General features: G+C 66.6%; 20 protein-coding genes. 11 read left to right on the forward strand and 9 right to left on the reverse strand.

The window, feature by feature from the left end:
* Positions 1-46: 46 nt before the first annotated feature.
* Complete coding sequence (rne, locus tag N5J73_RS07945; RefSeq protein ID WP_164078588.1) at positions 47-3,292, reverse strand: ribonuclease E; 3,246 nt, start codon at positions 3,290-3,292, stop codon at positions 47-49.
* Between the two features lie 407 nt (positions 3,293-3,699).
* Between rne and N5J73_RS07950 the strand changes: the two genes are divergently transcribed.
* A complete protein-coding gene (locus N5J73_RS07950; RefSeq protein ID WP_279940785.1) occupies positions 3,700-4,674 on the forward strand; it encodes an RluA family pseudouridine synthase in 975 nt (324 codons plus the stop codon).
* A 505-nt stretch (positions 4,675-5,179) separates the two neighbouring features.
* Here N5J73_RS07950 and zupT read toward each other — a convergent pair.
* The 3 genes from zupT to N5J73_RS07965 form a co-directional block, all read right to left on the reverse strand.
* Positions 5,180-5,989, reverse strand: a complete 810-nt coding sequence (zupT, locus tag N5J73_RS07955) for a zinc transporter ZupT (protein ID WP_010486740.1) — start codon at positions 5,987-5,989, stop codon at positions 5,180-5,182.
* 98 nt (positions 5,990-6,087) lie between these two features.
* Positions 6,088-6,504, reverse strand: a complete 417-nt coding sequence (locus N5J73_RS07960) for an energy transducer TonB (RefSeq protein ID WP_049449235.1) — start codon at positions 6,502-6,504, stop codon at positions 6,088-6,090.
* Positions 6,501-6,851 carry a 4a-hydroxytetrahydrobiopterin dehydratase gene (locus tag N5J73_RS07965; protein ID WP_006456031.1) on the reverse strand — a complete coding sequence of 117 codons (351 nt, stop codon included), beginning with the start codon at positions 6,849-6,851 and terminating at the stop codon, positions 6,501-6,503. The genes N5J73_RS07960 and N5J73_RS07965 overlap by 4 nt, the downstream gene beginning before the upstream one ends.
* A gap of 90 nt (positions 6,852-6,941) precedes the next feature.
* Between N5J73_RS07965 and N5J73_RS07970 the strand changes: the two genes are divergently transcribed.
* Together N5J73_RS07970 and N5J73_RS07975 are read left to right on the forward strand one after the other, a co-directional pair.
* Positions 6,942-7,541 carry an NfuA family Fe-S biogenesis protein gene (locus N5J73_RS07970; protein WP_049449234.1) on the forward strand — a complete coding sequence of 200 codons (600 nt, stop codon included), beginning with the start codon at positions 6,942-6,944 and terminating at the stop codon, positions 7,539-7,541.
* A gap of 10 nt (positions 7,542-7,551) precedes the next feature.
* A complete protein-coding gene (locus N5J73_RS07975) occupies positions 7,552-9,318 on the forward strand; it encodes a hypothetical protein (protein ID WP_049449232.1) in 1,767 nt (588 codons plus the stop codon).
* Positions 9,319-9,462: 144 nt separating this feature from the next.
* Here N5J73_RS07975 and N5J73_RS07980 read toward each other — a convergent pair whose 3' ends face one another.
* The gene (locus tag N5J73_RS07980; protein ID WP_049449230.1) at positions 9,463-9,876 is read right to left on the reverse strand and encodes a barstar family protein; all 414 of its coding nucleotides are present in this window, start codon (positions 9,874-9,876) and stop codon (positions 9,463-9,465) included.
* Positions 9,876-10,328 (reverse strand): ribonuclease domain-containing protein, encoded by a 453-nt coding sequence (locus N5J73_RS07985; protein ID WP_049449238.1) that lies wholly within the window; start codon positions 10,326-10,328, stop codon positions 9,876-9,878. Before N5J73_RS07985 ends, N5J73_RS07980 begins: the two co-directional genes overlap by 1 nt.
* Before the next feature lie 220 nt (positions 10,329-10,548).
* On the opposite strand from N5J73_RS07985, the gene N5J73_RS07990 reads away from it, so the two are divergent.
* A complete protein-coding gene (locus tag N5J73_RS07990) occupies positions 10,549-11,160 on the forward strand; it encodes a superoxide dismutase (protein WP_005410310.1) in 612 nt (203 codons plus the stop codon).
* A gap of 176 nt (positions 11,161-11,336) precedes the next feature.
* Here the strand turns inward: N5J73_RS07990 and N5J73_RS07995 are convergent, their stop codons facing one another.
* Positions 11,337-12,185 (reverse strand): endonuclease/exonuclease/phosphatase family protein, encoded by an 849-nt coding sequence (locus N5J73_RS07995; protein WP_049449229.1) that lies wholly within the window; start codon positions 12,183-12,185, stop codon positions 11,337-11,339.
* A 162-nt stretch (positions 12,186-12,347) separates the two neighbouring features.
* On the opposite strand from N5J73_RS07995, the gene N5J73_RS08000 reads away from it, so the two are divergent.
* Together N5J73_RS08000 and N5J73_RS08005 are read left to right on the forward strand one after the other, a co-directional pair.
* Positions 12,348-13,913, forward strand: coding sequence for an oligopeptide:H+ symporter (locus tag N5J73_RS08000; RefSeq protein WP_049449227.1), 1,566 nt, complete (start codon positions 12,348-12,350; stop codon positions 13,911-13,913).
* A 7-nt stretch (positions 13,914-13,920) separates the two neighbouring features.
* Complete coding sequence (locus N5J73_RS08005) at positions 13,921-14,547, forward strand: rhomboid family intramembrane serine protease (RefSeq protein WP_049449225.1); 627 nt, start codon at positions 13,921-13,923, stop codon at positions 14,545-14,547.
* A 43-nt stretch (positions 14,548-14,590) separates the two neighbouring features.
* Here N5J73_RS08005 and N5J73_RS08010 read toward each other — a convergent pair whose 3' ends face one another.
* Entirely contained in the window at positions 14,591-14,752 is a 162-nt protein-coding gene (locus N5J73_RS08010; protein WP_162838400.1) for a hypothetical protein, read from the reverse strand.
* Between the two features lie 209 nt (positions 14,753-14,961).
* Here N5J73_RS08010 and N5J73_RS08015 point away from each other — a divergent pair, with 209 nt between their 5' ends.
* From N5J73_RS08015 to N5J73_RS08030, 4 genes are all read left to right on the forward strand, one after another.
* The gene (locus N5J73_RS08015) at positions 14,962-15,264 is read left to right on the forward strand and encodes a GNAT family N-acetyltransferase (RefSeq protein ID WP_006455911.1); all 303 of its coding nucleotides are present in this window, start codon (positions 14,962-14,964) and stop codon (positions 15,262-15,264) included.
* A gap of 37 nt (positions 15,265-15,301) precedes the next feature.
* Positions 15,302-16,183, forward strand: a complete 882-nt coding sequence (locus tag N5J73_RS08020) for a DUF3298 and DUF4163 domain-containing protein (RefSeq protein ID WP_049449223.1) — start codon at positions 15,302-15,304, stop codon at positions 16,181-16,183.
* A 19-nt stretch (positions 16,184-16,202) separates the two neighbouring features.
* Positions 16,203-17,318 carry a cyclopropane fatty acyl phospholipid synthase gene (gene cfa, locus N5J73_RS08025; RefSeq protein ID WP_049449222.1) on the forward strand — a complete coding sequence of 372 codons (1,116 nt, stop codon included), beginning with the start codon at positions 16,203-16,205 and terminating at the stop codon, positions 17,316-17,318.
* Between the two features lie 144 nt (positions 17,319-17,462).
* Positions 17,463-18,203 (forward strand): hypothetical protein, encoded by a 741-nt coding sequence (locus N5J73_RS08030; protein ID WP_049449219.1) that lies wholly within the window; start codon positions 17,463-17,465, stop codon positions 18,201-18,203.
* A 124-nt stretch (positions 18,204-18,327) separates the two neighbouring features.
* On the opposite strand, the gene N5J73_RS08035 is transcribed toward N5J73_RS08030, so the two are convergent.
* Positions 18,328-20,496 (reverse strand): M3 family metallopeptidase, encoded by a 2,169-nt coding sequence (locus tag N5J73_RS08035; RefSeq protein ID WP_164078589.1) that lies wholly within the window; start codon positions 20,494-20,496, stop codon positions 18,328-18,330.
* Between the two features lie 130 nt (positions 20,497-20,626).
* Here N5J73_RS08035 and N5J73_RS08040 point away from each other — a divergent pair.
* Positions 20,627-21,061 (forward strand): glutathione peroxidase (locus N5J73_RS08040; protein WP_279940786.1); only part of this gene is annotated, 435 nt, incomplete at its 3' end.

The following is a 21,061-nucleotide window of genomic DNA, read 5'->3' on the forward strand; positions in this document are numbered from 1 at the left end:
GGGATCATTGATCCCCGCCGTTTCGTTTTCACGCGACAAAGAGCGATCAGTTCGCCGGCGGCGTGCGCTTGGCGGCTTCTTCGTCTTCTTCGTCGGCCTTGGCTTCTGCAGCCTGGGCTGCAGCGTCGGTGTGGCCATCGGCGACCGGGTCAATCGACGGCGTCACCACTGCTTCGGCGACCGGGGCCGAAGCGTCCACCGGCGCGGCTTCTACCGCCACCGGAGCGACCGGCTGCTCGGCGGCCACGACGGGCTCGACGACCGGCTTGGCTTCAACCACCGGCGCAGCCTCAACGACCATCGGCTCGGCATCGACCACCGGAGCGGCTTCAACAATCTCCGGCTTCGCTTCGATCACCGGAGCAGCTTCAACAACCGAAGCTGCTTCAACAGCCGGGGCTGCTTCAACCGCGGCCGGCTTTGCTTCGGTCACCGGTGCAATGGCTTCGATTGCCGGCGCGGCAGCGGCTACCGGCTGGGCCGGGGTCGCGGCGTCGATGGCATCGAGCATGCTGGTCTGCACCGGCGAGGACGCCGTTTCAGTCTTCGCAGCAGCTTCGACCGGGGCCTGTACTTCAGCCACGACCGGGGCAGCGGCTTCGACCACGGCGCTGCTCACTACGGCGAGCGGTGCCGCGGCAACGGCGGCGGCAGCACGGACCGGCTTCGCGGCGTCGGCAGCGGTCGGTTCGGCTTCGTCATCGAAGTCGAACTCCGGCTGCGAACGGGCCGGCTGCGCAGCAGCGACCGGCGCAGTGCCGGCAGTGCTGTCGACGTTCGGCTCGGCGCCGTCGGCGTCATCACCGTCGTCACCATCGTCCTGGTCATCGCCCAGGACGTCGCTGCCGGCGGCGTTCTCGGCGCCCCCGCGACGACGACGACGGCCACCACGACGGCCACGACGACGTCGCGTCGCGCCTTCGCCTGCCTGCTCGCCATTGGCGTCGGTTGCAGCCTCTTCGGCAATCGCAACCACCTCGGTCTCGCTGGCAGCGTTGGCACCGGTCTCGACCGGTGCTGCAGTGTCCACCGGAGCGGCGGCCACCGGCGCAACCGGGGCGACCGGTGCAGTGGCTTCCTGCGCGGTCACCACATTGGCGGCGACGGCGGTGGCGGCCACGGCTGCTGCCGCGGTCACGGCCTCGGCCTGTGCTTCGGCGGCACCGCGCTGCGGCTTCTCGGCCGGCTTGTCACCGTCCTGCTGCTGGCGCGGCTGCTTGGGCTGCTTCAGCTTCGGCTGCTGCTGGTTCTGGTTCTGGCCCTGCTGCTCGTTGCGCGGCTTGTTCTGCTGCTGCGGCTGCTGCTGGCCATCCTTCTGCTGCGACTCCTTCTGCTTGCCCTGCTGCGGCTGCTGCTGGGCATTGCCGTTGCGGCCGTCCTTGCGCTGCTCACCACGGTCCTTGCGGTTGCCGCCGTCCTTCTGCTGCTGCGCGTTGCCGTTGCCGCCGTTGCCACGATTGTCGTCGCGACGGTCCTTGCGGTCCTTGTTGCGATCCTTGTTGCGGTCCTTGCGGCCACCGTCCTGCGACTGACGCCCTGCCGGCGCGACCGGCGCCGGCGCGGGGGCCGGTTCGCCACCGAACACGCGCTTGAGCCAACCGATCACGCCGCCGCTCGGGGCCGGCGCCACCGGCGCTGCCACGACCGGGGCCGGGGCAGCTGCGGCCGGCTCCACTTCCTCGCGCACCGGGGCGGGGGAGGTGTGCTTGACCTGGGTCACCGCCGGCGGCGGGATGTTCAGCTGGCCCTTGGTCAGGGCGTGCACCGGCAGCTTGCGCGGAGTGCCGCGCTGGTAGCTGGGCTTGTTGCTCTCTTCACCCAGCTCGTTCTCGCGCAGGCGGGTGACGGTGTAGTGCGGGGTGTGCAGCTGCTCGTCGGCGACGATCACGATCGGCGCCTCGTGGCGCTGCTCGATCTCGCGCAGGGCGCTGCGCTTTTCGTTCAACAGGTAATTGGCGATCTCCACCGGGGCCTGCACCAGCACCTGCCCGGTGTTCTCCTTCATCGCATGCTCTTCGGCGACGCGGATGATCGACAGCGACAGCGACTCGACGCTGCGCATGCGGCCGTGGCCGTCGCAACGCGGGCAGACGATCTGGCTGGACTCGCCCAGGCTCGGGCGCAGGCGCTGGCGGCTCATTTCCAGCAGGCCGAAGCGCGAGATGCGGCCGACCTGGACGCGGGCGCGGTCGTACTTCAGCGCGTTGGCCAAGCGGTTCTCGACCTCGCGCTGGTGCTTGTTGGAGGCCATGTCGATGAAGTCGATGACCACCAGGCCACCCAGGTCGCGCAGGCGCAGCTGGCGGGCCACTTCCTCGGCCGCTTCCAGGTTGGTCTGGAACGCGGTGTCCTCGATGTCGCTGCCCTTGGTGGCGCGCGAGGAGTTGACGTCAACGGCGGTCAACGCTTCGGTCTGGTCGACCACGATCGAGCCGCCCGACGGCAGGCGCACGTTGCGCTCGTAGGCGCCTTCGATCTGCGATTCGATCTGGAAGCGGTTGAACAGCGGGATGTCGTCCTTGTAATGCTTGAGCTTGCGCAGGGTCTGCGGCATCACCTGCTGCATGAACTCGCGGGCGTGCTCGTACATCTCCTCGGTGTCCACCAGGATCTCGCCGATGTCGGCGCGCAGGTAGTCACGCAGGGCGCGCACGATCAGGCGCGATTCCTGGTAGATCAGGAACGGGGCCGGCTTGCTCAGCGCGGCTTCGGCGATGGCACGCCAGACGTTGAGCAGGTAGTCCAGGTCCCACTGCAGCTCTTCCGCATCGCGGCCGACGCCAGCGGTACGGATGATCACGCCCATTTCGTCGGGGATGTTCAGCTTGTCCAGGGCGTCCTTCAGGGCGGCCCGGTCTTCGCCCTCGATGCGACGGGAGACACCGCCGGCGCTGGGCGAGTTCGGCATCAGCACCATGTAACGGCCGGCCAGCGAGATGAACGTGGTCAGGGCGGCGCCCTTGTTGCCACGCTCTTCCTTGTCGACCTGGACGACGATCTCCTGGCCTTCCTTCAGCAGTTCGCGGATGCCGGCCTTGTTGTGGTCGACACCGGCCTGGAAGTAATCGCGGGAGATTTCCTTCAGCGGCAGGAAGCCATGGCGGCCACCACCGTATTCGACGAAGGCCGCTTCCAGCGAGGGCTCGATGCGGAAGATCCGGCCCTTGTAGATGTTGGACTTCTTCTGTTCCTTCGACGGCTGCTCGATGTCGATGTCATACAACGACTGGCCATCCACGATGGCAACACGCAGCTCTTCAGCCTGCGTGGCGTTGATCAGCATTCGCTTCATTGTTGCGTTCCTCGCAAGCGGCTACCGCGCGGAACGCCATGGGGTTTCGCCTCTGGACACGGTTCGCCGCCCATTCGCGCAAGCGCGGGGAGGGCGGCTTGGGTTTCCAGCGCTACGACACCACGGCAGGCCGCGGGAGCGCTTCACTCTTATGGGTTTTGGGGTGTTACAGGCCGCAGGCAGCTGTCAGCCAGGCTGGAGCGCCACGCGGGACATGTTCAGCACGGTTGCGTGTCAGGCATCCGGCGATGGCCGGGAAGGCCGGTGAGCCGCTAACATGGCCGCCCCGCGGGCGGTGGTCGCGCACTGTGCCGGATTCGTCGGAAGCTGGGCTTCTGGCCCTGAGTAACTTCCAACGAAATCAATCCCTTATCTCGCCCCCCGAGTGTAACAGAATAAACAGCCTGATGACTGCCCAAGACCCCACCAAGCCCGCTGGCGACAAGCCTTCCCTGCGCATGATCACCGTTCCCGCCGACCGCGCCGGCCAGCGTCTGGACAACTTCCTGCTCGGCCAGCTGAAGGGCGCCCCGCGCAGCCTGGTCTACAAGCTGGTGCGCAGCGGCCAGGTGCGGGTGAATGGTGGCCGTGCCAAGGCCGAGCGCAAGCTGGAGGCGGGCGACGAGGTGCGCGTGCCGCCGGTTCGTCTCAGTGAAGAAGGAGACAAGGCCGGTCCGCCGGAGGCGTTCATGCGCCGCCTGGAGCAGGCCATCGTCTTCGAGGATGCCCGCCTGCTGGCCCTGAACAAGCCCACTGGTGTAGCCAGCCACGGCGGCAGCGGCATCAGCTTCGGCGCCATCGAGACCCTGCGCGCGCTGCGCCCGGGCCAGACCCTCGAGCTGGTCCACCGGTTGGATCGCGACACGTCGGGCCTGCTGATCGTGGCCAAGAAGCGTTCGGCCCTGAGCGAGCTGCAGGCGCTGCTGCGTGAAGACCATGGCGCCGGTATCCGCAAGCGCTACCTGACCCTGCTGGCCGGGCGCATGCCCGACGGCGTGATGACCGTCGATGCGCCGCTGCACGTGGGCCTGCGCCAGGGTGGCGAGCGCCATGTGCAGGTGAACGCGATCGGCAAGGAATCGATCAGCCACTTCCGCGTGCTGGAGCGTCGCGGCGGCCATTCGTACTGCGAGGTGCGCATCGAAACCGGTCGCACCCACCAGATCCGCGTGCATGCCCAGCACCTGGGTCATCCGGTGGCCGGTGACGACAAATACGGCGATCCGGCGGTCAACAAGCGGCTTCGTGAGCAGATCGGACTGAAGCGCCTGTTCCTGCATGCGGCCTCGCTGGAGTTCTCGCTGGACGACGGCAAGAGCCCGTACGTGCTGAACGCGCCGCTGGCGGATGAGCTGACCGAGGCGCTGGACCGCCTGAAGTAACCCCTTCGGGGCTGACCGGCCAACCGGCGCAGCCCCCTCGCGGCTGGCGTCCAACATGGGGTTCCGGTTTTGGTCGGTCCGGATGGGTTGGCGGGGGACGCCGTGAACCCATCCTTGGGGGCTTGGCCGCGGCATCCATGCCGCGGACACCCCCGCCAACCCATCCCGGCCGCCCCTCGACAGATCGCGTGTGCGTCAGCCACGGAACATCAAAAGAAAAGCAGACCCGGGCCGCGCGGCGGCCCGGGTAGAGTCGAGCCACGCTCGACTCACGCGCGCAGCGCGGGCTTCGCTTTTCATTCTTTCATTGCGCGGCTGGCGCATTCCACAGTATCGAGCGGTCACGGGCGGGGGCGGTTCGCGGGGGACGCCGTTAATCCGTCCTTGGAGGCTTGTCCGCACCATCCATTGCGCGGACACCCCCGCGAACCGCCCCCGCCCGTGACCGCTCGATACTGTGGAATGCGCCAGCCGCGAGGGGCTCAGTCCGTTGGCCGCAAACCCCTCACCACTTGAACAGCACCAGACTGATCGCCAGCGTGCCCATGCCGGCCACCAGCCCGTAAACCGTCTCGTGGCCCTTGGCATAGCGCTTGGCCGCCGGCAGCAGCTCATCCAGCGCCAGGAATACCATCACGCCGGCGATCAGCCCGAACACCCAGCCGAAGGTGGCGTGCGACAACGACCCGGACAGCAGCCAGTAGCCCAGCGCCGCGCCCACCGGTTCGGCCAGGCCCGACAGCAGGCTGGCGCTGAACGCATAGAACTTGTTCTGGGTGGCGAAGTACACCGGCACCGCAATCGCGATGCCCTCGGGAATGTTGTGGATGGCGATGGCGAAAGCCAGTGGCATACCCACTGATGGGCTTTCCAGTGTGGCAAAGAAGGTTGCCAACCCTTCCGGGAAGTTGTGCGCGGTGATCGCGACCGAGGTCAGCAGGGCAACCCGTTTCAGGTACTCGCGGCTGTTCTCGCGGAACGCCGGGTCCTGCTTGTCGAGGCTGTCATGCGGATTGGGAATGAAGTGGTCGATCAGCACGATCACGATCACGCCCAGCAGGAAAGCCAGGGTGCCGTAGGTGAAGCCGGTGCGCTCTCCATAGGCCAGTGCGAAGGAGGCAATGGACTTGTTGAGGATCTCTGACAGCGACACATAGACCATCGCGCCGCCGGCGAAAGCCAGGCCGAACGCCAGTAGGCGCGGATTGGGGCGGCGCGAGAACAGCACCAGCAGGCTGCCGATGGCGGTGGCGAGGCCGGCCGCGAGGGTGACCGCCAGCGCGATCCAGATGTTTTCGGGGGGAATCTGCAGCATGTACCGACGCGGTCCTGGTCAACAGACAGCCGCCCCGGGCAAGGCCGGGGCGGCGAGGGCGAGGCGGGCGTCGGCTGGCCTCGTCGGGGTACGGGCGATCAGCCGCCGCGGCGCAGCCGTTCTTCGATGGCGAAGCACTGGTCTGGCTTCGGCTGCGGCGGGTTGAAGCTGACCGGCACCTGGATGGTGGCCGGCACCGGTTGGCCGTTGCGGGTGGCAGCGTTGAACTGCCAGCCCTGCACGGCGGTCTTGGCCAGTTCATCCAGTTGCGGGTTGCCGGCCCCGGTCAACAGCGCGACCTCGCTCGGCTTGCCGTCGGTGCCGATGGTCACCTTGAAGGTGCTGGTGCCACCCACGCCCATGCAGGCCAGCTCCAGCGGGTACTGCGGCGGCGGCGTCTTCACTGCGGCCACTTCTGTCGGAGGCGGCGGTGGTGGTGCCGGCGGTTCGGACGGGCCACAGCCGGCCAGGCCGGTCGCAGCCATCAGGGACAGGCTCAGCAAGCGTACGTTCATGGCAGTTGCTCCGTCAGGGCCGAAGTCTTTGCCGCGCAGATGAAGTCGTTCTCGCTCAGGCCGCCCACGTCGTGGGTGGAGAAGCGCACAACCGCGCGGTCGTAATGCACGCCCAGGTCCGGATGGTGGTCCTCGCGGTGGGCGATCCAGGCCAGCGCGTTCACGAAGGCCATGGTGGCGTAGTAGTCCTTGAAGCGGAAGGTGCGCGACAGCGCCTGGCCACCCTCGCTCAGCTCCCAGCCGGGAATCTGCGGCAGCAGTTCAGCCAGGCGGGCTTCGCCAAGCTTGTGGTCGCTGCCTTTGCGCGGCACGCAACGGGCCTGGGCCAGTGGAATCAGGTCGGCCATGGGAATCTCCACCTCGTGTTGACTGAACAATGCGCCGGACGGTGTATAAACCGAATGAGCGGCTGACGCTTACTTGGCTAGAATAGCCTGATGATCCAGATCTCCGACACTGCCCAGACCCATTTCCGCAAGCTGATCGAACGCGAGGGCGTGCCCGGCATGGGCGTGCGCTTGAGTGCAGTCGACCCCGGCACCCCGCGCGCCGATGCCCGGCTTGAGTTCGCCGAACCCAGCGACCTGCTCGGTGATGAGTGGGCGGTGGACTGCGATGGCTTCACCCTCTACGTCGATGCGAGCAGCGTCGGCTGGCTCGACGGCGCCGAGATCGACATCGTCGCCGGCACCGCCGGTACCCAGCAGCTGACCATCAAGGCGCCGCGCATCAAGGGCGAGGCCCCCGGCGATGCCGCGTCGCTGGTCGAGCGCGTGCACTGGGTGGTCGAGAACGAAGTCAATCCGCAGCTGGCCTCGCATGGCGGCAAGGTGGCCGTGCAGGAAGTGTCGGCCGAAGGCGTGGTGCTGCTGCGCTTCGGTGGTGGCTGCCAGGGCTGTGGCATGGCCGATGTGACGCTCAAGCAGGGTATCGAGAAGACCCTAATGGGCCGCGTGCCGGGTGTGACTGCCGTGCGCGACGCGACCGACCACGACAGTGGCCACGCGCCGTACATCCCTCGCGGCAACGCCGCCTGATCGCTGACGCGTGCCTCTGACCCGGGCCGAGCAACTTATCGACCTGCTGCTGGCCCGCCAGCAGCCACGCGCCGTCCTCGAGAAGTCCACGCGCCTGCCCTATGGCTGGGCGCTGTGGCTGCGTTCGCTGGGCCCGCTGCCGCGGCCGTTCCACGCCCGCGAAGTGATTGCGGTATTGCTGCCGCGCCCGCTGCCGGGACCGCCGGGCCAGTCGCCCCGGCTGTCATCGTGGCAGTCGCTGCGCCGGTTGTTCTGGCAGGACTGGGACGCAGCGCCGCGTGATCAGCGCTGGATGCGCTGGACCTCCGCGTTCGCCAGCGCGCTCCTGCACCTGCTGTTCTTCGTGCTGCTGCTGTGGGTGGCGGTGATCCGCACCACGGCACCGGAAGCAGAGGGCGCCGAAGGCGAGCGTGTGCAGGTGGAATTCATCGGCCGCGCCTCCCAGGAGGGCGGGGGCGAGCAGCCGGGTGCCGAGGCGGCTGCGGCTGCACCGGCCGGCCAGATTGCCGCCGGCCAGGAGGCGGGGGCAGCGACTGCACCTGAGCCGCGTCCTGCAGCTGCGTCGGCGCCTGCGCCCGCACCGGCTCCAGCACCGACAGCCAGTGTGCCGTCGCCGCCGGCCGACGCCGAGCCGGCCCCGCTTGCGGCCCCACCACCATCGCCGGTGCAGGCCACCGAAGTGGCGCAGGCCAGCACCGATTTCGTGGTGCCGCCGGTCAGCGTGCCGCGCACCGAGGTCAGCATCGTGCCGCGTGACACCACACCCACGGTGCGCGAGCGCAGCGTGCAGCCGGTGCAGGCGCCGCCAACCCCCACCGCACCGCGTGTGCCGGAGATCGCGGTGCGGACGCCGCAGCTGCGTGACATCCCGGTGCAGGAACGCGAAGTCAGTACGGTCGATGCACCGGCGGTGTCGCAGCCGCTGCGCACGGCCGATGTGCAGGTGCGCGTGCCGCAGCGCGACGTGCAGGTGCGCGAGCGTGAAGTGCAGGCAGTGGTCGATCCGCAGGTGCGGATGGCAACCGTCGCCGGTCGTGAGCCGGCAGTGCATGCGCCAGCGGGTCGTGACGTACAGGTGCGCGAGCGCGAAGTAGCCTCGGCACCGGCGGCAGCCCCTTCGTCTTCGAATGGGAGTGCACCTGCGGCAACGCCTGCGCCGGCATCCAGTGGCAGCGCGACGCAGGCGAGCAGCAGCACTGCGCGGCCCGCTGCATCCAGCACGACCCCGGCCCAGGCTGGAGCGCGTCCGGCCCCCAATCCGGGCAACTGGGCCACGCCCGCCAAGGGCGATGACTGGGGTGCATCGAGCCGTAACCATGGCGGCGCCGACAACGGCGCCCGCCAGGCCAGCGCCACTGGCAAGGGCAGTGGCCTGTTCAATGCCGATGGCAGCGTCCGCGTGCCGGGCCAGGAAGGCGAGGGTCGTGCCGAGCGCGGTGCGCCCGGTGGCGCCAGCGATGGCTGGAGCAAGGAACGCATCGCGCAATCGGGCACTTGGTTGAAGCGACCGCCTTACGACTACACGCCCACTTCGTTCGACAAGTACTGGGTTCCGCAGGAATCGCTGCTGGCCGAGTGGGTGCGCAAGGGCATCAAGTCGATGGAGATTCCGTTGCCGGGCACCGGCACGAAGATATCCTGTGTGATCTCGATCCTGCAGGCTGGTGGTGGCTGTGGCCTCACCAATCCGAACATGCAGGACCAGCCGGCGGTGGCGCGACCGCCACCGGACATCCCGTTCAAGAAGGAACTGCAGGAAGATAACGGGAGCCGCTAGGCAAGGGGCCGGACCCCACACGCCGGCCGGCCCGCGCTTTGGTGGGTGCCAACCCTGGTTGGCACAGAAGCGCCGACCAGGGTCGGCCTCTACCAAGGCACCAGCGCACGCCGACCAAGGTCGACATCCGCCAGGGCAGTGACCTTACGCGCTCTGCGACAGGAACACCCAGAACGGCACGTCGCGGCCGACCCAGTCGCGGCTGGTCTCGTCCATCACATCCAGCAGGGTGTCGAAGTCCTTCTGCGTGGAGGCGCGCAACGTGTCCACGTCGGCCAGGAACAGCGCGTAACCGTTGGCCGGCAGCCATTGCAGGTCGCGCAGGTTGTCCGACAGCGCATCCCAGTTGCCGCCGAAGCCGGCCGGAAAATCCAGTTGCGCGGCCAGCCGGGCGAGCAGGGTGCGCTTGTCGGCCACGCCTTCCAGATCGATGCGGATCACCTTCAGCCCGGCATCACGCATCGCTGCGGCCAGTGCGTCGATGTCGTCGCTGTCGATGGCGTAGACCCCAGCATTGTTGATGTCATGCAGGCCGAGGCCGAAATCATCGTGGCTCATCACTGCGCTCCCTGGGCCGGTACGGTAAAGCTGCGGAACGATTCGTAGTGGTCGTCGGTGTAGTACCACGCCTCCGGCGGATCGCCACCGGTGACGATGCGGCGCGTGCCGCGGGTACGCGCACCGGGGGTGTCGACGGTGTATTCGCGGTAGTAGCCACGCGGACGCTGTGGCAGCTGCTGTTCGCGGTTGCCGAATCTGCTGCCGTCCTGGCGGTGCGGGAAGGGACCACCGCGCTGGATCAGGGCGATGGTCTGCCGGGCTTCGGCGGGCAGGAACGCGGGCAGGCCGCTATCGTTGCCGGTTGCGGCCGTGGCCGGCGCGCGCGCGGCAGGCGTACCCTGCAGGTCCGGCGAGAACTGCGGCGCCGGCGGGCGCTGCATGAAATGGTTGACGACCAGGCCGAGCAGCAGCAGGGCGATGGCGGTGATCAGCAGCCGGGGGTTGCGCATGGGCAGGGAGCGGGCGAGGGTGGTGCAGGGACTGTAGCGCTTGTGCGCTGCACGATGCATGAGGACGGCGTCGCGTCACTGCTGCGTAACAATTGCCGTCGTGCTCACTGGCAGGACGCAATTTCCTTTACATCCCCCTTGGTAATCTGGCGGTCTGTCCCCATCATTCACCGCGCAACGCCCGACACCGTCGGGTGCCCTCGCAATCAGGAGATGCATCATGGCCTATACCCTGCCCAAGCTGTCCTACGCCTACGACGCGCTGGAACCGCATATCGATGCGGCGACGATGGAAATCCATCACACCAAGCATCACCAGACCTACATCAACAACGTCAACGCGGCGCTGGAAGGCACCGAGTACGCTGACCTGCCGGTCGAAGAACTGGTGAAGAAGCTCAAGTCGCTGCCGGAGAACCTGCAGGGTCCGGTGCGCAACAACGGTGGCGGCCATGCCAACCACTCGCTGTTCTGGACCGTGATGGCTCCGAATGCTGGCGGCAACCCGGTGGGCGACGTGGCCAAGGCCATCGACAAGGACCTGGGCGGCTTCGACAAGTTCAAGGACGCCTTCACCAAGGCTGCGCTGACCCGTTTCGGCAGCGGCTGGGCGTGGCTGAGCGTGACCCCGGACAAGAAGGTCGTGGTCGAGAGCACCGGCAACCAGGACAGCCCGCTGATGGAAGGCAACACCCCCATTCTCGGCCTGGACGTGTGGGAACACGCGTACTACCTGAAGTACCAGAACCGCCGTCCGGAATACATCGGCGCGTTCTTCAACGTCATCGACTGGAACGAAGTCGAGCGCCGTTACCAGGAAGCGATCGCCTGATTGCGTGACGGAATGAAATGAGAAGGCCGGGGGAGACCCCGGCCTTTTTGTTTCCCAGCTTCTGGACGTCGGGCAGGACCTCTGGTGGGTGCCGACCTTGGTCGGCACGGGAGATGGTGCGAGCGCGGTGGGAATGTGCCGACCAAGGTCGGCGCCCACCGGGGCCGAAGGCGGGGCTATTCTGCGGAGGCCGTATCGCCCTGCAGGCGCAGGGTGGCCATCACGCCCAGGCGCAGACCGGGCAGGTCGCCGTCGGCCGGCAGCAGGATCGGCTGCTGGCGGATGCCGCCGAAGTGCTTGACCTGGAACAGCACATCCAGGCCATGGCCACTCGCACCGCCGCCACTGGCCGCGGGCGGATCGGCGCGGCCGCCGGGATTGCGCCGGGCCGGCTGGAAGCCGGGCGTGCTGCGCACCAGTTCCACCGTGTTGGCGGAGAAATCACCGGCGATCAGGCTGGGCATGCCCTCGGAGGTGGCGCCGATCCAGGTCATCAGATCGCTGGTCTGATGCTGGCGGGCAGTGGCCTCGTCCAGGTCCGGGCGCAGTCGCGCCACATAGATGTTGACCAGCGCCTCGCCCAGCTTCAGCCGCATCATGCCGGCGGCGCTGAAGGTGCCGGGTGGATGCAGCAGGGTCACGCCATCCTCGCTGACCGGCAACCGGGTCAGCATCGCGTTGCCATGCCGCAGCGGCTGGCTGGGCGGATCGGCGGTAACGAAGTCGCAGCTGTAGCGCAGCCGGCTGGCCAGCCAGCAGGCCGGGTTGCGGCCCTGTTGCTGCAGCACCTGCTGCACCGAAATCACGTCCGGTTGCAGGTCGGTCAGCAGCTGCGCGACCTGCTCGCGGCGCTGTTTCCATTGCGTGTCATCGCGGCTGGGCAGTTCCAGCGCGGCCACCGTCAGTTGGCGAGCCTCGCCCCCGCCGGTGGCGGACGCCGGCGCCTGCGGCCGCGCCTGTGCCTGCAGCGCCAGCAACAGCGCAAGACAGCTGAGCAGGAGGCGGGCGTGGGCGAGGGGGCGCATAACGATAAGTTTACGCTTTTGTCGTGCAGGTTCCGTGACTTCCGGCGGGGCCAGGACGGCCTGCCATGGATTGGCACCGTTGTCATGCAGCCCTGCAGCGTGCTTCGCAAGCCCCGGTTCCGGTAACCTTGCGCCTTTCGCTTTGCAGGAATGCCTTACAGGATGAGCCACGACGCAGTTGCCCCCATCGCCGGCCAGGGAAGGATGCCGCGCCAGATTCCGTACATTATCGGCAATGAGGCCTGCGAACGGTTCAGTTTCTACGGGATGCGCAACATCCTGGTGCAGTTCCTGATCACCTCGCTGCTGCTGCAGGAAATCACTGCAGAGGGCCGTGCCGGTGAAGCCAAGGACATCATGCACAGCTTCATGATCGGCGTGTATTTCTTCCCGCTGCTCGGTGGCTGGCTGGCCGACAAGTTCTTCGGCAAGTACCACACCATCCTCTGGTTCAGCCTGGTCTACTGCGCCGGCCACCTGTGCCTGGCACTGTTCGAAAACAGCCGCGAAGGCTTCTTCCTCGGCCTGGGCCTGATCGCGCTGGGTGCCGGTGGCATCAAGCCGCTGGTGGCCTCGTTCATGGGCGACCAGTTCGACCAGAGCAACAAGCACCTGGCCAAGATCGTTTTCGACGCCTTCTACTGGATCATCAACTTCGGCTCGCTGTTCGCCTCGCTGCTGATCCCGCTGGTGCTGAAGAACTGGGGCCCGCAGTGGGCGTTCGGCATTCCGGGCATCCTGATGTTCATCGCCACCTTCGTGTTCTGGCTGGGCCGCAAGCGCTACGTGCTGGTGCCGCTGCCGCCGAAGGACCCGCACTCGTTCGCCAACGTGGTGCGCACCGCGCTGACCGCGCGCGTCGCCGGCCAGGGCCGTCCGGGCCTGGTGATCGCCGTGCTCGGCGGGGTGCTGGCAGTGGCCTCGTTCGGCCTGGTCGGCTCGCTGGGCATCGTGATCTGCCTGTGCCTGGCGCTGGTGTCGATCCTGGCGGGCATCGGCGGTGGCACCTGGCTGCAGCTGGATCGCGCCCGCGGCCAGCATCCGGCCGAAGCCGTGGAAGGTGTGCGTTCGGTACTGCGCGTGCTGGTGATCTTCGCGCTGACCACGCCGTTCTTCTCGCTGTTCGACCAGAAGGCCTCGACCTGGGTCCTGCAGGGCCAGCAGATGCAGATGCCGAGCTGGTTCACCGCCTCGCAGATGCAGGCGCTGAACCCGCTGCTGGTGATGATCCTGATCCCGTTCAACAACCTGGTGCTGTACCCGGCCCTGCGCCGCTTCGGCTTCGAGCCGACCGCGCTGCGCCGCATGACCGCCGGTATCGCCTTCAGCGGCCTGGCCTGGATCGTCATCGGTGGCATCCAGGTGGTGATGGACGGTGGCAATGCCATGTCGATCTTCTGGCAGATCCTGCCGTACGCGCTGCTGACCTTCGGTGAGGTGCTGGTCTCGGCCACCGGCCTGGAGTTCGCCTACAGCCAGGCGCCGCAGGCGATGAAGGGCGTGGTGATGAGCTTCTGGAACCTGACCACCACCATCGGCAACCTGTGGGTGCTGCTGTCCAACGCGGCGGTGCGCAATGACACGGTGACCCACCAGATCGCCGGCACGGGCCTGAGCGAGGCGGCGTTCCTGATGTTCTTCTTCGCCGGCTTCGCCTTCATCGCGGCGTTGGCCTTCGGTTGGTATGCGAAACGCTATCGTATGGTCGACAACTACCGTAGCGCCTGAGCCTGACATGACCCCCGTCAATCTGCTGTTGATCGCCATCACCGCCATCCTGTCGTGGATGGCGTTCAACAACCGCAAGCTGGCCGACCGCCTGATCCTCTGGCCGCCGGCCGTCGACCGTCACCGCCAGTACGACCGGCTGGTGACCTATGGCTTCATCCACGCCGACTGGTCGCACCTGATCTTCAACATGATCACCCTGTTCTTCTTCGGGGGATTCATCGAGAGCGTGATGGTGCAGCTGACCGGCAGCTACCTGACCTATCCGGCGTTCTACATCGGCGCGCTGCTGGTTTCGATCCTGCCCAGCTACCTGAAGAACCAGAAGAATCCGAACTACCTCAGCCTGGGTGCGTCCGGTGCGGTGTCGGCGGTGCTGTTCGCCTTCATCCTGATCAAGCCGTGGTCGATCATCCTGGTGTTCTTCATCCCGGCGCCAGCCATCGTCTACGCCGCGTTCTATGTCGGCTACAGCATCTGGATGGACAAGCGCGGCGGTGACCGCATCAACCACAGTGCCCATCTGGCGGGCGCGGCGTTCGGCGTGATCTTCATGCTGGCCATGCAGCCGAGCATCTTCAACCACTTCCTGCGCGAGCTCTCCAACCCGACCTTCCGCCTCGGCGGCGGTTGATGGCGGCAGCGGGGCGGATCGGCAGCGATCCGCCCCGGCAGGCTCAGGCTGCGGTCTGCTGGCCGTAGGTGTCCATCAGGCGGGCGAACACTTCCTCGCCGATGCGCTGGAAATCCTGGTCTTCGGTCTGCCCTTCCACCGCCAGTTGCAGCAGGCCCTCCAGCAGGGCACGGTCGGTATCAGTATGGGAATCACTGGGGTGCATTGGTGCCTCCGCGGTGGTGCGCATGATCAACGGTCGCAAGGGCCGTGCCAGCCTGGCCGGACCCCTCCACAGGCGATAGCGGCCGCCGGCCCTCCAGCTTGAGGGTCGAAAACTGACGTGAACGGACTGGACTTGCCCCTGTTCAGGCTTCACGCGATCATGGCGCCCGGCTGCGCACCATCCACGCAGTCGCCGCAGGAGACAGTTCCATGGCTTCGGTCACGCCCCCCGGTCTGGCCTATGAGGTCGAACACGACCTGGCCAACCACCGCTTCACCGCCCGTGTGCGTGGACAGCTGGCGGTGCTCGATTACCAGATCAAACGCAGGCGCATGGTCATCACCCACACCGAGGTACCCGAGCCGATTGCCGGCCGTGGCATCGCAGGTGAGCTGACCCGCGTGGCACTGCGCTTTGCCCGCGAGCAGAAGTACAAGGTGGTGCCGGCATGTTCCTACGCCGAGGCCTTCCTGCAGCGGCACGAGGAGTACCACGACCTGCTCGTTGGCTGAATGCCAGCGGGCCACGCTTCAGCCATGGCAGGCGATGATGTACAAACATGAACAGGGGATCCCGATGAAGATTGGAAACAACCGGCCATTGCACGGCAGCGTGCTGGCCGGCGTGGTGGGCGTGCTGTTGCTGGCCGGTTGCCAGCGTGAAAGCGAGCCGGCGCCGGCAGCCGACGCGGCACCCGCCGCCGAGGCCACTGCCGCCGGCGAAACGCCGGCCACCGAGGCGCCGCTGGACCTGCGAGACGTGATCGAGAACAACGAACGCGAAGTGGTGGGCATCAGCTACCCTGCCGGCATCGACCGCTACCCGGGCCTGGCGCGCGCGCTGCAGGACTATGCCACCAGCGCTCGCAGCGACCTGCAGCAGGCACTGGACGGGCTTGGCAACGACAAGCCGACCATGCCCTACGAGCTGTCGCTGAGCTTCGAGAAGCTGCTGGAAACGCCGCAGCTGGTGGTGGTCAGTGCCGACGGCAGCCGCTATACCGGTGGCGCCCATGGTGAACCGCTGGTGGCGCGCTTCGTGTGGCTGCCGCAGCATCAGCAGATGCTCAGCGCCGAAAAGCTGGTGGCCGATGCCAAGGGCTGGAAGGCGATCAGCGATTTCGTCGCCGACCAGTTGCGCGAACGCGTGGCCACCCGTCTCAGTGGCGAGGACATGGACCCGGCCCAGCTGCAGGAATCACTGCGCAACGCATCGCGCATGATCGCCGACGGTACCGGCCCGCAGGCCGACAATTTCAGCCAATTCCAGCCGCTGACCAACGACAAGGGGCAGATCACCGCGCTGCGCTTTGTTTTCCCGCCGTACCAGGTGGGTCCATACTCGGACGGCACCCAGACCGCCGATGTACCGGCGGCGGTGCTGTTGCCGCACGTGGCCAAGGACTACGTGGAGCTGTTCGCACGCGGTTGACCGCAGTCGAGGAGGTGGTGTGGATACAGGGTTGCAGGAGCGGGTCGCCGGCCTGCTCCACGAAGCCGGGGTCCGCATCGGCGGCACCCAGCCACAGGACATCCAGGTGCATGACCCGCGCTTTTTCGCGCGGGTCATGGGCCACGGTTCGCTCGGCCTGGGCGAGAGCTACATGGACGGTTGGTGGGATGCCAACGTCCTGGATGAATTCCTCGTCCACCTGATGCAGGCGCACCTGGACGAACGGGTGCACGGTTGGCGCGAAGTGGCCGATGCACTGAAGGCGCGCCTGTTCAACCTGCAGGTCGGGCAGGGCAGCTACGAAGTGGGCCGCCGCCACTACGACCTCGGCAACGATCTCTACCAGGCCATGCTCGGTCAGCGCCTGGTCTACAGCTGCGGCTACTGGCGCAATGCCGACAATCTCGACGCCGCGCAGGAAGCCAAGCTCGACCTGGTCTGCCGCAAGCTGGGCCTACGCCCGGGCCAGCGCGTGCTGGACATCGGCTGTGGTTGGGGCGAAGCCCTGAAGTTCGCCGCAGAGCGCTACGGTGTCAGTGGCGTCGGCGTGACCATTTCGCAGGAACAGGCCGGGTTCGCGCGCGAACTGTGCGCGGGCCTGCCGATCGAGATCCGTCTGCAGGACTACCGCGAACTGCACGAACCGTTCGATGCGATCTTCTCGATCGGCATGTTCGAGCACGTCGGTGACAAGAACTACGCCAGTTTCTTCGAGGTGGCCAAACGCTGCCTGTCGTCGCGCGGGTTGCTGCTGCTGCACACCATCGGCACCAACATCTCGCGGCATCGCACCGATCCGTGGATCGCGCGCTACATCTTCCCCAACTCGATGCTGCCGTCGGCGGTGCAGATCACCCGGGCGTTCGAAGGGCATTTCGTGCTGGAGGACTGGCACAACTTCGGTACCGACTACGACCTCACCCTGCAGGCCTGGCGCCGCAACGTGGAAGCGGCGTGGCCGCAGCTGGATGCGCGCTACGACGAGCATTTCCGCCGCATGTGGCGGTTCTACCTGGCCGGATCGATGGCCACCTTCCGCACCCGGCACGCGCAGCTGTGGCAGCTGGTGCTGTCGCCGGAAGGCGTGCCGGGCGGGTACGTGGCGCCACGCTGAAGGGTGCGCGAAGGGTAGAGCGGGCCGGATGCGACACTCACTGACGCCAAATCCGTGTGTTGCACGGTCTGCTCCGCGCGTGGGCGTCGTCGACGCTAGGCTGTTGGGTCGGCGGGATTACCGCATTCCTGAAGGCGTTGCAGCATGGGTTGGGACATCACCTACCATCCAGTCGCGGATTCGGAGATCCGTGACATCTATTTCCGTGCGCTGGAGGACGTGACGCTGGTCGAGGCGCTACAACAGCGGTTCCGGATCGAGCCGTTCTACATGGAGCAGTTGCAGGAACGCATCGACGAGGCTCGCTCGATCAGCGCCGAAGTGCCTTTCGAGAAGGGGCACGCGTTGTACCTGGCGATCGTGGCCGGTCACCTGCGCCGGTATCATTACCTTCGCGGGAGCGCCCTTTCGTTCTTCATCGACGACCCAGTGATTGCCCGTTATTTCGCGGACTGGCGGCAACTGGTGCCGCCGCAGTGGGCGGACGCCGCTGCCGGAAACCACCTGCGCGAGAACTACGGTGGTGGTGTGTTCATCACGCATGACCGGCTGAAGCAGATGCGCGCGGACTACGGCGGGGACAATGAACTGCGTGCGCGTCTGGACGAGCTGTTTTCCGATGGTCGACTGGCCGTGTTCTGGAGCGTTGTCGATGATGCCATCGGCAAGGAATGCGGATTGCTGGAAGCAAGCGAGGTGGTCGAGCCGAACCCGATGGACCTCAATGCATCGACCAGCATGAGCAATCTACTCAACTGCGCCCCCGATGGCGCGTTGCTGTACGCGGAGGCCGCCGCGGCCCAACTGCAGGAGTTCCTGGGCGCCCATACCTCTCTTGCAGCTGCTCCAAAAAGCCGATGGTGGGAGCGGCTGTTCCGGCGGTGACCGGAGATCATCCACGGATGGATGGGATCTACCGGGACTGCGGTAGATCCACGCCATGGGTGGATGCCACAAAAAAACCGCCCGGTTTCCCGGGCGGTTTCGTTTCAGGCTGCCGCAGCGGCGATCAGTTGCCGGCGCCGGTCAGGCCACGCTTTTCCAGCAGCGGTTCGATCTGCGGCTCGTGGCCGGCGAAATCGCGGAACAGCTGCATGGCATCCACGCTGCCGCCCTTGGACAGCAGGGTGGCGCGGAAGTGGTCGCCGTTCTTGCGGCTCAGGCCGCCGTTGTCCTTGAACCACTTCTGGGTGTTGGCATCGAGCACTTCCGACCAGATGTAGGCGTAGTAGCCGGCCGAGTAGCCGCCCATGATGTGGCTGAAGTATGGGGTCTTGTAGCGCGGCGGAACCGGCGCGTAGTAGATGCCGTCCTTCTCCAGCGCGGCGCGCTCGAAGGCCATCACGTCCTTGGCGGCCGGCACCTGGTCGGCGCCGATCTGGTGCCAGCGCTGATCAAGCATGGCTGCACCCAGGTACTCGGTGGTGGCGAAGCCCTGGTTGAACTTGGCCGCCGCCAGCACCTTGTCCAGCAGTGCCTGCGGCATCGCCGAACCATTCTGGTAGTGCTTGGCGTAGTTCTTCAGGATGACCGGGTTGTCGGCCCACATCTCGTTGACCTGCGAGGGGAACTCGACGAAGTCACGCGGCACCGAGGTGCCCGAGAAGTACGGGTACTTCACGTTGGAGAACATGCCGTGCAGGGCGTGGCCGAACTCGTGGAAGGTGGTGTTCACCTCATCCCAGGTCAGCAGGGTCGGCTGGCCGGCCGGCGGCTTCGGGATGTTCAGGTGGTTGGCGACCACCGGCTTGAAGCCGGTCAGCTTGGACTGCGAGACGTAGGAGTTCATCCACGCACCACCGCGCTTGGAGGCGCGTGCATACGGGTCGAAGATGAAGATCGCCAGCTGGCTGCCGTCGGCGTCGAACACATCGTAGACGGTGACGTCATCGTGGTAGACCGGCAGGTCGGTGCGCTGCTTGAAGGTCAGGCCGAATTCCTGCCCGGCGGCGTAGAACACGCCGTTCTCCAGCACGTTCTTCATTTCGAAGTACGGCTTCAGCTGCGACTCGTCGAAGTTGTACTTGGCCTGGCGCACCTTCTCGCTGTAGAAGGCCCAGTCCCACGGTTCCAGCTGGAAGGTCGGCTTGCGCGCGGCCTTCTGTTCCTTGTCGATCATCGCCTGCAGGTCGGCGGCTTCGCGCTTGGCGTTGGACACCGCGGCCGGGGCCAGCTTGCCCAGCATCGCGTTGACTGCTTCCGGGGTCTTGGCGGTCTGGTTGGTCAGGTTGTAGGCGGCGAAGTTCGGGAAGCCCATCAGCTTGGCCTTGTCGGCACGCAGCTGCATGATGCGCGAGACCAGCGCGGTGTTGTCGAACTCACCGCCGCGGCTGCCGCGGGTGGTCGAGGCTTCGTAGATCTTCTGGCGCAGGGCGCGGTTGGCCAGGTTGGTCAGCGGCGGCTGGCCGGTGGTGTTGAGCAGGGTAATCACATACTTGCCGTCCTGGCCGCGGGCCTTGGCGGCTTCGGCGGCGGCGGCGATCTGCTCCTTGGACAGGCCGTCCAGCTCCTTGACGTCGTCGACGGTGATCGCCGAGGCGTTCACTTCCGACTGCACGTTCTGGCTGAACCTGGTACCGAGGTTGGCCAGCTCGGCGTTCATGTCCTTCAACTTGGCCTTGTCGGCCTCGGACAGCTTGGCGCCAGCGCGCACGTAGTTGTCGTAGTACTTCTCGACCAGGCGCGCGCCTTCGGCGTCCAGGCCCAGCTGGCTGCGGGTGTCATACAGCGCCTGGATGCGGGCGAACAGCTTGCCGTTCAGCGCGATCGCATCGCTGTGCGCGGCGAACTTTGCCGAGTAGTCGGCCTGCAGCTTCTTGCGGGTGTCGTTGGTGTCGGCGCCGACCAGGCTGAAGAACACGGTCGTCGCACGGTCGAGGATGTCACCGCTCTTTTCCAGGGCGATGATGGTGTTGTCGAAGGTCGGCTTGGCCTTGTTGTTGGCGATTGCCTCCACTTCCTTCAGCTGCTGCGCCATGCCGGCGTCGAAGGCCGGGGCGAAGTCACTGTCCTTGATCTTGTCGAACTGCGGGAAGTGCAGCGGCAGCGGGCTTTCGGCGAAGAACGGATTGGCCTGCTGGGCATTGGTGCTGGCAGCCGGGGTGGCGGCGCCGGCCGAGAAGGCGGGCAGGGCAAGGCCGAGGGACATGGCCACGGCAAGGGCAAGGCGAGTGGTCAAGGTAGGAACTCCGGTAAGGCAAACAAGGGCCCGAGGGTAACCCGGCCGGCGGCGCCCGCACTTGTGTCAAAAGGCATGTTGCCGGGGCCGGGCGCGGGTACCATGCAGTCACCGCCCACGGCCCGCTGCCATGACCACTGCCTACGATTTCAGCTTCCGCGACCTCGACGGCCAGCCGCAGGCGCTGGCCCGTTATCAGGGTCACCCGTTGCTGCTGGTCAATGTCGCCAGTCGTTGTGGCTTCACCCCGCAGTACACCGGGCTGGAGCAGCTGTGGCAGGACTACCGCGAGCGTGGCTTGGTGGTGATCGGCTTCCCGTGCAACCAGTTCGGTGCACAGGAGCCCGGTGACGCCGCGCAGATCCGCCAGTTCTGTTCGCTGGATTATCCGGTCAGCTTCCCGCTGTCGGAGAAGATCGAGGTCAACGGCGAGGGGGCTGATCCGTTGTGGGCATGGCTGTCACGCGAGAAGCGCGGCCTGCTGGGCAGCGCCCGCATCAAATGGAATTTCAGCAAGTTCCTGGTCGATCGCCAGGGCAACGTGGTGGATCGCTTTGCACCCACC

It is taken from the genome of Stenotrophomonas sp. GD03654, from assembly GCF_029845105.1.
Classification (GTDB): domain Bacteria; phylum Pseudomonadota; class Gammaproteobacteria; order Xanthomonadales; family Xanthomonadaceae; genus Stenotrophomonas; species Stenotrophomonas africana.

Coding starts and splice junctions, on each gene's coding strand:
- N5J73_RS08015 (WP_006455911.1), top strand. CDS start 14,962: ATGGCTTCGGTCACGCCCCCCGGTCTGGCCTATGAGGTCGAACACGAC.
- N5J73_RS07960 (WP_049449235.1), bottom strand. CDS start 6,504: ATGAACGTACGCTTGCTGAGCCTGTCCCTGATGGCTGCGACCGGCCTG.
- N5J73_RS07995 (WP_049449229.1), bottom strand. CDS start 12,185: ATGCGCCCCCTCGCCCACGCCCGCCTCCTGCTCAGCTGTCTTGCGCTG.
- N5J73_RS08030 (WP_049449219.1), top strand. CDS start 17,463: ATGGGTTGGGACATCACCTACCATCCAGTCGCGGATTCGGAGATCCGT.
- N5J73_RS07980 (WP_049449230.1), bottom strand. CDS start 9,876: ATGAGCCACGATGATTTCGGCCTCGGCCTGCATGACATCAACAATGCT.
- N5J73_RS08000 (WP_049449227.1), top strand. CDS start 12,348: ATGAGCCACGACGCAGTTGCCCCCATCGCCGGCCAGGGAAGGATGCCG.
- N5J73_RS07985 (WP_049449238.1), bottom strand. CDS start 10,328: ATGCGCAACCCCCGGCTGCTGATCACCGCCATCGCCCTGCTGCTGCTC.
- zupT (WP_010486740.1), bottom strand. CDS start 5,989: ATGCTGCAGATTCCCCCCGAAAACATCTGGATCGCGCTGGCGGTCACC.
- rne (WP_164078588.1), bottom strand. CDS start 3,292: ATGAAGCGAATGCTGATCAACGCCACGCAGGCTGAAGAGCTGCGTGTT.
- N5J73_RS08020 (WP_049449223.1), top strand. CDS start 15,302: ATGTACAAACATGAACAGGGGATCCCGATGAAGATTGGAAACAACCGG.
- N5J73_RS07965 (WP_006456031.1), bottom strand. CDS start 6,851: ATGGCCGACCTGATTCCACTGGCCCAGGCCCGTTGCGTGCCGCGCAAA.
- N5J73_RS07950 (WP_279940785.1), top strand. CDS start 3,700: ATGACTGCCCAAGACCCCACCAAGCCCGCTGGCGACAAGCCTTCCCTG.
- N5J73_RS07970 (WP_049449234.1), top strand. CDS start 6,942: ATGATCCAGATCTCCGACACTGCCCAGACCCATTTCCGCAAGCTGATC.
- N5J73_RS08005 (WP_049449225.1), top strand. CDS start 13,921: ATGACCCCCGTCAATCTGCTGTTGATCGCCATCACCGCCATCCTGTCG.
- N5J73_RS08010 (WP_162838400.1), bottom strand. CDS start 14,752: ATGCACCCCAGTGATTCCCATACTGATACCGACCGTGCCCTGCTGGAG.
- N5J73_RS07990 (WP_005410310.1), top strand. CDS start 10,549: ATGGCCTATACCCTGCCCAAGCTGTCCTACGCCTACGACGCGCTGGAA.